General features: G+C 27.5%; 10 protein-coding genes. 3 read left to right on the forward strand and 7 right to left on the reverse strand.

Annotated features, from left to right (window positions below):
• Positions 1-3: 3 nt before the first annotated feature.
• Positions 4-1,398 (reverse strand): cryptochrome/photolyase family protein, encoded by a 1,395-nt coding sequence (locus tag ACIQ56_RS02880; protein WP_397599575.1) that lies wholly within the window; start codon positions 1,396-1,398, stop codon positions 4-6.
• Positions 1,399-1,520: 122 nt separating this feature from the next.
• Between ACIQ56_RS02880 and ACIQ56_RS02885 the strand changes: the two genes are divergently transcribed.
• The 3 genes from ACIQ56_RS02885 to ACIQ56_RS02895 all read left to right on the forward strand — a co-directional run bounded on the left by ACIQ56_RS02885 (position 1,521) and on the right by ACIQ56_RS02895 (position 4,405).
• On the forward strand, positions 1,521-2,426 hold the full coding sequence (locus ACIQ56_RS02885; RefSeq protein ID WP_397599576.1) for an alpha/beta fold hydrolase: 906 nt from the start codon (positions 1,521-1,523) through the stop codon (positions 2,424-2,426).
• A 297-nt stretch (positions 2,427-2,723) separates the two neighbouring features.
• Positions 2,724-3,932 (forward strand): hypothetical protein, encoded by a 1,209-nt coding sequence (locus ACIQ56_RS02890; RefSeq protein ID WP_397599577.1) that lies wholly within the window; start codon positions 2,724-2,726, stop codon positions 3,930-3,932.
• A 14-nt stretch (positions 3,933-3,946) separates the two neighbouring features.
• Complete coding sequence (locus tag ACIQ56_RS02895; protein WP_397599578.1) at positions 3,947-4,405, forward strand: hypothetical protein; 459 nt, start codon at positions 3,947-3,949, stop codon at positions 4,403-4,405.
• A gap of 122 nt (positions 4,406-4,527) precedes the next feature.
• Here ACIQ56_RS02895 and ACIQ56_RS02900 read toward each other — a convergent pair whose 3' ends face one another.
• The 6 genes from ACIQ56_RS02900 to ACIQ56_RS02925 all read right to left on the reverse strand — a co-directional run.
• The gene (locus ACIQ56_RS02900; protein WP_397599579.1) at positions 4,528-6,393 is read right to left on the reverse strand and encodes an IucA/IucC family protein; all 1,866 of its coding nucleotides are present in this window, start codon (positions 6,391-6,393) and stop codon (positions 4,528-4,530) included.
• Positions 6,386-7,177 (reverse strand): ABC transporter ATP-binding protein, encoded by a 792-nt coding sequence (locus ACIQ56_RS02905; RefSeq protein ID WP_397599580.1) that lies wholly within the window; start codon positions 7,175-7,177, stop codon positions 6,386-6,388. The genes ACIQ56_RS02900 and ACIQ56_RS02905 overlap by 8 nt, the downstream gene beginning before the upstream one ends.
• Positions 7,178-7,184: 7 nt before the next feature.
• On the reverse strand, positions 7,185-8,186 hold the full coding sequence (locus tag ACIQ56_RS02910; protein WP_397599581.1) for a FecCD family ABC transporter permease: 1,002 nt from the start codon (positions 8,184-8,186) through the stop codon (positions 7,185-7,187).
• 13 nt (positions 8,187-8,199) lie between these two features.
• A complete protein-coding gene (locus ACIQ56_RS02915) occupies positions 8,200-9,186 on the reverse strand; it encodes a FecCD family ABC transporter permease (protein WP_397599582.1) in 987 nt (328 codons plus the stop codon).
• Positions 9,183-10,094: an ABC transporter substrate-binding protein gene (locus ACIQ56_RS02920; RefSeq protein WP_397599583.1), complete on the reverse strand. Its 912-nt coding sequence runs from the start codon at positions 10,092-10,094 to the stop codon at positions 9,183-9,185. Before ACIQ56_RS02920 ends, ACIQ56_RS02915 begins: the two co-directional genes overlap by 4 nt.
• Positions 10,081-11,099 (reverse strand): MFS transporter (locus ACIQ56_RS02925; RefSeq protein WP_397599584.1); only part of this gene is annotated, 1,019 nt, incomplete at its 5' end. The genes ACIQ56_RS02920 and ACIQ56_RS02925, both read right to left, overlap by 14 nt.

Here is an 11,099-nt window from a genome sequence, read left to right on the forward strand (position 1 = left end):
TATTCATTTTTTAAACAAAGCAATTGCTTTTAATCTTTGTTTATCATGTTCAACAATTGGTTTTGGATAATTTTTTAAATTAACAAACATATTATTTTGATATTGATATGGGGAATGTATTTGTTTTGAGTCACATGCAATTAATTCAGGACAATGATGTTTTATAAATGCGCCCGAAGGATCAAATTTAATAGACTGAGCTTCTGGGTTAAAAATTCGGAAATAAGGTTGCGCATCACAACCCGTTGATGCACTCCATTGCCATCCTCCATTATTCGAGGATAAATCAAAATCAAGAAGATTTTCGGCAAAATATTCTTCCCCTTTTTTATAATCAATTAATAGATCTTTTGTTAAAAAAGAAGCTACGATCATTCTTAAACGATTGTGCATCCAACCTGTTTCGTTAAAAAACCGCATAGCAGCATCAATTATTGGAAATCCGGTTAAACCTTTTTTCCATTTTTCAAAATATTCTTCCTTATTTTCCCATTTAATATAATCACATTCTTTTTTAAATGCGCCTTTTTCTACATGAGGAAAATGGAATAAAATCATTTTATAAAATTCACGCCAAATAAGTTCATTTTTCCATATTTTTGCCCCTTCAGAGTGATATTGATTTGCAAATTGAAAGGCTTCTCGAATTGAAATGGTTCCAAAACGAAGGTGCATGGATAAATAGGAAGTTCCATTTTTCGCAAAAAAATCTCTTTCTTCCGCATACAAATTTATTTTAGATGAAAATTGATTTAAACAAGTTAAGGCCGCTTTTCTTCCAGGTTTGATCAAAAGATCTGTATTTTGAAAACCTATTTTTTTTAAATCAAAATCAAATAGATCATCATTTATCAACTGCTTTGGAATCATTTTATTCATATCAAACGAATTTAATTTAAAATGAGACTCATTGACTTTTTTTAACCATTCATTTTTGTATGGAGTAAAAACAACGTAAGGTTGTTTATTTGATTTTAAAATATCTTCTTTATCAAAAATAACTTGATCTTTATAAGACTTAAATTCAATATAAAGATCTTTCAATTTATTTTTTACGAATTTATCTCTCTGAATTGCATATTCTTCATAATCTTCATTCGTAAAAACACATTGTACATTATATTTTAAGGCCATTTTTGGAATTTCAATAATAGGATCCCCATAAATAATAATCATTCCTTTCCCATTATTATTTAATTCTTCCTTCATTTCATTTATGGAATCAAAAATAAATTGAACTCGTCTATCTTTTTTATTATTTAATTTTTTTAAAATAATTTCATCATAAATAAAAACAGGAATAATTTTTTCAGACAAAAAAGATGCTTTGCTTAAAGCAACATTATCTAAAAATCTGAAATCACGACGAAACCACATTATTGATGTTTTAAAATTCATCACACCCTCAATTTAATAATCAGTAAATACAAAAAAAGTCGTGATGTTTCATGAGATCTAGAAAAATAAAAACGACTGTGCTAAAAAAAAAATTCTTAGCAATCACCGCTGAAAGGTCACTCATGATACAAAGTACGATTGACGGTTTTGAAGTTTATGAATTCCATTCCCAAAATAAAAATTCAAACGAACAAGCCTTATTTTTTGCTCATGCAAATGGGATACCCGCCCAAACATATAAAAGTTTATTTGAAAAAATGTCAAATGAATTAAATTGCTCTATTTATACCTACGATATAAGAGGATTTGGCAAAACAGATTTAACAATGAATCCCGCAATACATAAAAAGACGACTTGGGCATGGCAAATATTAACAGAAGATCATTCTAATTTATTTCATAAAATTCAACAAAAAAAACCGAAAGAAACAAAATGGATTTTAAGTGGACACAGTTTAGGAGCATGGATTTCTCTACTTTCTTCAAATACACTTACTTTCCATAAACTGGTTTTATTAGATCCACCCATATTAAAACCAAATATAATCATTCTTTGGTCTATTTTAAATATTATGAATAAAAGACATTTAAGCCCTATGAGTAAAAAAGTAAATCGTCGTAAAGTCCAATTTGCTTCTATTGAATCTGCTTTTCAGGAACTTAAAAAAAGCAAATTAATGAAAAATTGGCCAGATGAAATTATCAAAGATTATATTGAAGGAAGCTTTAAAGAGCTTAAATTAAATAATGAAGTTATTTTAAGGCATACTCCTAAATGGGAGGGTTATATTTTTGAAGAATATCCATTTGCTGCATGGTATGGTTTTCTTAAAATAAAAAAACAAATCCGCAATAATATAGAACCCATATTTTTAATTGGCGAGTATAGCGATACATGTAATCCAAAATCAAAAAATTGGATTAAATTATTTTTTCCTAATTTAAAATGGCATATCATTCCAAATGGGGGGCATATGTTTCCTTTTGAAAGACAAGATGAAACCATTAATTTATTCAGAAATATCTAACGGGTTTTTAATTAATAAAAAATCTTAAAAAATAAAGCAATCTTAATTCTATTATTTAATATTACCTTTAGCTAAAATAACCCTTACTTGAATATCATCTCCTGCTCAAAATACCATGTAAGATAATATTACATAATAAGAGAATAAAATATTAATTATAAAAAAATCATTCAGTTATAAATATTTTTACATACTCTAAGGTGTCCAAAGAAATTACAAATCCATAATTACTTTTAAAGATACCCAAAAAATATTTAATTATTTTGGCAGTCTATTTAACGCAAAGAAAGGGTTAATATGCTAAAAAACGTTAAATTTAAATGTACTTCATTGTTGTTTGTTTCGTTTGCCTTTTTTCATTCTCAAAGTTACGCTGACTCGCAAAATATTTTAAATAAAATGAATCAAAACATCAACTTTTTGAATATAAATGCACTACAAGGGAAATCCCTGAAAGAAAAAAATGATCTTATTCCTGCTCCATTGACAGACTTAGAGGGGCTAAAACAATACACAAAAGACCATCAAGGAAATCTCCCAAATGTATATGGCAAATTGGATTTAAACGATATTAGTCTCAATAATGCGTATATTTCTGGGGGATTTAAGAATTTTCCTATTCAGCTAAATTGCATGCAACAACCCGTTTGTAATACTCGTCTTGAAATTGGTGATTTGGGAAATGGCGTCTTTCGTATTGCTGCTTATGATAAAAATACAAAAAAAAGTGCTGAATTAAGCATAAAATTTACACAGGATGGTGACGGTTATGTCAGCACTTCTAACCAAGCTTATACCTTAGAACAACCTGGAACAAATGAGGTCATTAATACAGACAATTATGTCGATGTGAATCCTTACTTTTCATATAATTATAATACACCTATTTCACTTATTGAATTGCCTTTGGCTCCAAGTTCATACTATCAAATATGTGATGGAAATGGAGGTAATTGCTCCGAAAAAAAACAACTCTTTGATGATATGTTTTCAGGAAATAAAGTTGAATACTTAAGCTTTTGGAAGTTAGAACAAAAAAGTTATTTAAGTCCTGACACTTCTCAATCCTTTCAATTTTCATACACAACAGGCTTAACAAATACTTCTTCAACAACATTATCTTGGTCAATCGGATTAAAAATACCAATTAATGGAGTAGATCTAAGCGGTGCGATTGGTCAAGAGATCAATAAAAGCGTGTCCTTTCAAAATTCAAGAACCGTATCACATACAGTTACGTTTGAAAAACCAAGTAAACAAGCAAGTATTGGTGAATATGTTTTATATGTTGGCATTAATGATCAATTTCCAGTACTCGATAATTTAGTAAATGATTTAAATAGTCGATTACAAAATAATAGTGAATTTGTTTTTAGTAAGGCTCAAGAATATAAGGATTTAAAATCAAACACGGGTATTTCTTCGGGTTCAACTGCCTTTCTTAACTCTAATAGCAGCGATCCAAATAATTTAATTCCTTGGCCTGTTAGTGTCCCATCATATTAATAGAAGGTTTTATTATGAGCATAAAATTATATTTAAAAATATTTTTAAGCGTTATTCCTGTATTTTATTCAAATATTTCATTTGCTGACTATGCAGTAAATATTAGCACTCTGGATAACACGCAAATAAAGCGTAATTACGATGGCTACTCTTATTCTTGTCCATCCAATTCTGATTTTCCTCCAGGATGCCAACTTGTCTTTAATTCTGGTTCAGCATCAGATACATTTTATTTTTATGACCCAACTGGAAAAAAAAGATTTAAATTCTATTTAACAGATTCTGGTAATTGGTCATTGAACTCCTATTTTGGCGACCCGAATAAAGATTCAAACTCATTTTTACAAATTCATACACCATCACAGATTCAATTACATGGAATGTCACCAAAAATTTATGCTTATTCAAATGCCACAGGCGTTTATATAAGAGATCAAGATGACAAAATTATTGAATTGGTAACATGGAATTAATTCAAACAATGGGTTCTGAGAATATTAGAAAGATTTTCTTAAATTTAAATAATGAAGTTATTTGAAGTCATAGCCCTAAATGGAATGGTTATATTTTTGAAAGACAAGATATAACCATTAATTTATTCAATACCATTTAATGGATTTTTAATGTCCACAAAATAATATTCACACATTTCACCCATTAACCTCATTTTTGTTAATGCTTTTAATTGAATATTCTCTTTAAATAGTTCATATTCATCTTCTTCTATTTGCTCTTTAAAATCAGGTTCTTTTTTAAGTTCATTAAAAGTATCAGAACATTTATTCTTTACAATTTTCCATAATAGCTTTTCCTCAATACCAAATTCTCGATTTAAAGTAATTATGATTTCACCAATATGTGATTGAAAAAATGAATAAAAAATATTTTTATGCAATACAGAAATATTTTTACAAAATATCATAGAATTTTGAATATCTAAATTTATAAAATAATTATGTTTTAACAATCTTTCTTCAGAAATACGAATATCAGAGAAATCTCTTACGATCAACAAAATAGGTTCTCCATTTCGAAATGCAACCATACTGTTTTGCATATGTGCTTCTAAACTTATTCCATATTTGCTCATAAGTGTTAATAATGGTGGGATAGATAAATCAATATATTTTTTAAAAAATGAAATCGCACCATCGATTTCTGAATTAAAATATTTTTCTTTTTTATAAATATCAATTATTTCATTTAATATTATTTTATTACTCAATGGTGATCTTTCTAAAAGTGCAGCCGCAGGCATACAAATTCCCTGATTTTTTACATAATTTTCAGGATTATCTCTTAAAATACAACTTAAATTTTGACCTAATTTAGCTTTTTCTAACTTTGAATATTTATCTGAATGTTCGTTATAATAAATTCCTGCAATTTCAGATTGTATTTTAAATTTTCCTTCCATAAATTCTTTTAAATTATTTTGAATTGAATTTAAAATATGAGATATCAATGGACCACTTTGAGTCGCTCTTGGAGAAATGGTACGAACATCACTCGTTGTCAATAAATTAATGGAAGTTTTAATATGATGAGAATTATTAATTTCAAGCGATTCAGGAGCAAATGATCGAAATGAGATCAAAGAGCGGGCTTTTATTTCAAATGAATTTATAGGTATAATTTTTTTGTCCTTTAATTGATCAGGAAATATTTGATGAATTGTTTTCTTTAGTTGCCAAGGATGCACAGGTATTAAGTCGTAAAATTCATAATTCAGTCCCTTATCCTTCATTTCTAATTTAAATTTTTCTTCTAATCCAGGATAATCTTCAAATAAAATATCGCATAAATATCCATTTTTATCCATTGTTACTTTGGAATACTTTTTATCAATAGCAACTAATTTTAATGAAACTATTTTACGCCATTCAGGGGAATATTGAATGAGATCTTCAAGGTTCATACCCATTCTCGTCTTTGATCCAGGATGAACAGGATGACCATTTAAAACACTTTGTTCATAAAAAGAAAGTGAACTAAATTTCTTATTTTTTTCTTTTTGTTTTAATACCCAATCGAATGAATTGTTAATTCCATATTCTATTTTATCATTTTCAAATGAGGATTTATTCATTTCAAATGACATTTGAGCTAATATCATATTTGAAACACTATTTTGTATTTCAATTTGAAATTGATCAAAACTATTTACCGAATTTTCATTTTCTTGCAGCCACTGCTCTTTTATTAAATCTAATAAATCATTAGGGTGAGAAATTTCTGAAACAATACCAGAATTTTCTAAATATAAATTTTTAACTAAATCAAATCGTTCAAAAGAAAAAAAAGACTTGATAAAAGCAATTAATTTTAATTTAGGCGAAATATGAATCTCAATTTTATCATTACTTAAAAAAGAAATACTTTCTTTTTTAATAATTTTTTCTCTAATTATAGATTGAAATAAACGACTTAAAATTGCTAATTTAGCTATCTGTTCAAACATTTGAGACCTCTTCTGGAAAAAATAATGGTGTATTCATTTTATCCTCGTTAATAATTATGCCTTTCACACCAAAAATAGATTCAATTCTTTGTGCATTCATGACTTCTGGAATACTGCCTTCAAAGTAAATTTTACCTTTTTTTATTGCTATTATATGTTGAGCATATTTTGCAGCTTGATTGATATCATGAAGAACCATAACAATTGTCTTTTTTTCGTTTTCATTTAATTTTTTTAAAACATTTAATATTTCAATTTGATGCTTCATATCTAAATAAGTTGTTGGCTCATCTAAAAATAAATAATCTCCGCCTTGAGCTAAAGCCATTGAAATCCATGCCCGCTGTTTTTGACCTCCGCTCAATTCGGATAGTTTTCTATCTTTTAATTCAAACATATCGGTAGATAAAAGAGCCCATTCTATTTTTTCATGATCGTGTTTATTTAATGAGCCTATAAAATTTTGATTTGGAAATCTACCCAATTGAACCAATTGCAAAACACTAAAATCTAAGGGAGCTTCCGGAGCTTGTGGTAAAATGGATAATAATTTTGCCACTTCTTTATTTGTATATTGATAAATTGATTTCCCATTTAAATAAACATCTCCTCTTGAAGGTTTTATAATACGTGATAATGCTTTTAAAATAGAAGATTTTCCTGATCCGTTGCTTCCAATCAAAGCAGTAATTTTATTTTTTTTAATCACAATATTTAAATTATCAATGACATTTATTTTTTTATAACAAAGATTTAATTTTTCACTGTGTATCTCTTCATTCATAAAATAATTAAAACCTCGATTTTATTAATAGATATATAAAGTATGGGGATCCAATTAAACTAGCAATAATGCCAGCAGGTATTTCAAATGGAGCAAAAATAGTTCTTCCCATCATATCAGAAAAAACAACTAAAATAGCTCCAATTAAACCAGAATATATAATAACTATTTTATATTGATATCCAACCAATATTTTTACTAAATGAGGAACAATCAAGCCAATAAATCCAATGGGACCTACAATACAGACACCACTTGCAGATAAAAATGCAGAAATAAATAATAAAATAACTCTATTTTTATTTGCATTTATTCCAATTCCTATTATTAATTCTTCATTCAAATGAAATGCTTTTAATTTATGAGAAAAAAGAAAAGTAACGAAACAACCAATTATGGTAAATGGAAGAATAAAATAAAAATCTCCCCATGTTTTTCCCCAAAGACTCCCCGATAGCCACATAAAAGCAGATCCTACTTCGAGAGAATTGTGAATTAATATAAAAGAAGTTCCTGCTTGAAATAAAATATCGATTGCAATTCCTGTAAGAATTAATCGAAATGGGTTTATTCCATTTTTATAAGAGATTAGATAAACAAGAATGCAAGAAAAAATTGCTCCGAAAAACGCTGCTACTGGTAAAATAAAAAATAGGGACTGAGTCAATACAAATAAAGAAAGAACAGAAAAAAAACTTGCCCCTGAATTGATCCCAATAATATTTGGAGCTGCTAAAGAATTTCTAGTAATAGATTGTAAAATACAACCAGCTAAAGAAAAATTGACCCCTACACATATGGCTACTAATGTTCTTGGAAGTCTATATTCATATACTATAATATTATTTTTTAAATTATAAAAAATATGAGGAAAGGTAAAATCTAAATGAACTTTAACATCTCCAAAAATATTTCCTAAAATGAAAAATAAAGCTAAAAGAAAAGACAAAAAGAATATATTTAAAACTACTTTTGTATTGGACAAATTATGTTTAAAAATTGAATTCACGAAATGCTCCTTTTTAGCTATATTTTCGAATTAAATAAAGAAAAAAAGGACACCCAATAAATGCGGTTAGAACACCAACAGGAATTTCATTTGGCATAAATAGATAACGAGAAAACATATCCGACAAAACCAAAACAAGTGCTCCTAAAATGGCGCTAACTGGAATGATCAAAAAATAGTTCTGTGGAACTATTTTTTTTGTTATATGTGGGATTATGAGACCGATAAATCCGATGGCACCAGAAACACTAACAGAACAACCTGTCAAAAAAATAATCAATACACAAAGTAAAATTTTTAGCTTATTTAAATTTAATCCAAGTCCTTTTGCAATTTCATCTCCTAAAATATAAACATTTAAATATTTTGAAATAAGTAAAGATACGAATAATGATAGAATAGACCAAGGTAATATTAATTTAAGTTCATGCCAGCCAACACCCGAAAAACCTCCTGCAAGCCAGGAGTATATCATTCCTGCACTATCCCCTAAAAGAATCATCATCCCAGTTGATAAAGCAAATAAAAAACTACTGACTGAAACTCCAGCTAAAACAAATTTTCCAATTGAAATACTTCTTATCGTAGAAAAACTAAATACAAATAATCCTCCTAAAAAGGCTCCCAAAAAAGTTACAGGAACAAAATAGTTTGGTGAAATATTTATTTGAAAAAAAGATAAAGCAACAATAACGAAGGCAGCACCTGCAGAAACCCCCATTATTTTAGGATCAGCCAATGGGTTTCTACTTAAAGTTTGAATAAGAACACCTGCAACAGATAGGTTTGCTCCAATTAAAGCGGCAAGAAGCGTTCTTGGCAGTCTTATTTCATAAATAATAATATATTCTTTGCTTAAATTTAAATTTTGCCATGATTTTATTATGGTTCTAAAATCAATTTGAGCTGTTCCCATTTGTAAACTAAAAAATATGGCTAACATTAAAGATAAAAGAAGAAATGGAATTAATATTTGAATTTTTATTGACATAAAATTCATTTTGAATCATTTTCCATGGTTTTTACGATAACCTCTGCTGCAAGTGGACCACGACTTCTTGACCAAATATCCCTATTGACAACAGATATATTTTTATTTTTTACTGATTTTAAATTTTTCCAAATAGAATTTTTTTCTAAAAATGGAATGAGATCTTTCCCTGGATCTTCAAAGACAAGAATTTTATCTGGGTCTATTTCCAAAATTTTTTCAAAATTTAATTCCGTTAAATCTTTGTATGGAGAATTGCTTTTTTCTTTGAATGCATAATCCACATTTATTTCTTGTAAGAGAGAAGCTAAAAACGATTTATCTGTCCAAGCCCAAATTTTATTATTTGTTATATAAATTGCTAAAATCGTTCTTTTTTTATTTGATGAATTTTGCTTTACTTCATAAATTGTTTTATTAAATTTATTTATAAAATGAGTTGTTTCTTTCTCTTTTTTAAAGACCTGTCCAATTTGTTTTAAGACATTTAAAGTACTTTTATAATCTTCCGATCGAATATTTAAAACAGGAGCTATTTTATTTAACTTATTTACAATTTCTTTTTGTTCTTCATAAATGCGATCAATTATAATTAAGTCTGGTTTTAAGGATTGAATGCGTTCTAGACTCGGATTAGCTACACTTCCTACAATTTCAACATTTTTCATTTTAGATGCAAGATAATATGGTAAAGTTTGGGAACCTGTTAGGGAAATACCTACTGGCTTTACACCCATGATATCTAACATTTCGATTGCTGATAAACTGAGAGCTATGATTCGTTTATCACTATAGTCAATTCTTAATTCATTAATTTGAATTGCAATATCTCTTTTTTCATGAACATTTGCAAAAGAATAAGTCGTCATTAAAAAAGATAAAACGTAAAAAATTATTTTAAATTTATTTATTATCATTGATTAAATACCTTTTTTCTGAAAAATAAAAAATAAACGCCAAAGTTATGAGAAATAGAAAACAACTTAAACCAAGAAAAATAAAAACATTTGAGATAGAATATAATTCTGATAAAAATCCTGAAAATAAAACACCTAATGGAATAAATCCTCTATCGCATAGAGAGATACTAATTAACCTACCTCTTATTTTTTCTGGAGCATGAATTTGAAAATAAATTCGGTTCATTGTTCTTGCAAATTGGCTAAAAAATCCGACAAGAAATAATCCTATAGCAATCATCAATAATTGTTTAGAATAACCTATTACCATCAGCATAACGCTAGAAAAAAGAATCGATATAAATATAAAGTGAATCCGTATTTTTTTGTTTAAAAAAGTTACAAAACTCGATCCTATAATACATCCCAGTGCGGATATCATTAAAAAATTGCCATATATTTCAGGTCCATAATTATTATTTAAACTAGCAAAAGCGGACATCATTGGGATGTAAGGATATATAAAAAACATAGAAAGGCATCCAGATATAAAAATAAATAATAATTCTTTCTTATTTTTTAAAAAATGGAAAATATATTTATAATCATATTTTTTTAATTCAACTCTATTTGTATTCATTTTTAAATATTTAATAGGCAAATATAGAATTGAAATTAAAATAATACTTTGTCCTATGACTTGAGTTAGATATAAATAATTTGGTGATAATTTAATTAAAGCATAACCTGCTATTGCAGGACCTAACACACCTGAAATATTTAAAACTGTAGAATATAAAGAAACAGCTGAATATATAAATTGTGGGGAAACCAAAAATGGGAGATACGAATTTCTTACAGCTGGTTCCATTTCAGAAAAAATACCTTTAATAAAAACAAGGGCTGATATAAATAAAATATGAAATTCACTTTGAGATATTAAAATAAATAAAATGATATTTATACCTAATGTTGTGATATATAATAAAATTAATATTTTTTTGGGATTATATTTATCGCATA

Origin of the sequence: Silvanigrella sp. (assembly GCF_044369315.1) — a bacterium.
Taxonomy (GTDB): Bacteria; Bdellovibrionota_B; Oligoflexia; order Silvanigrellales; family Silvanigrellaceae; genus Silvanigrella.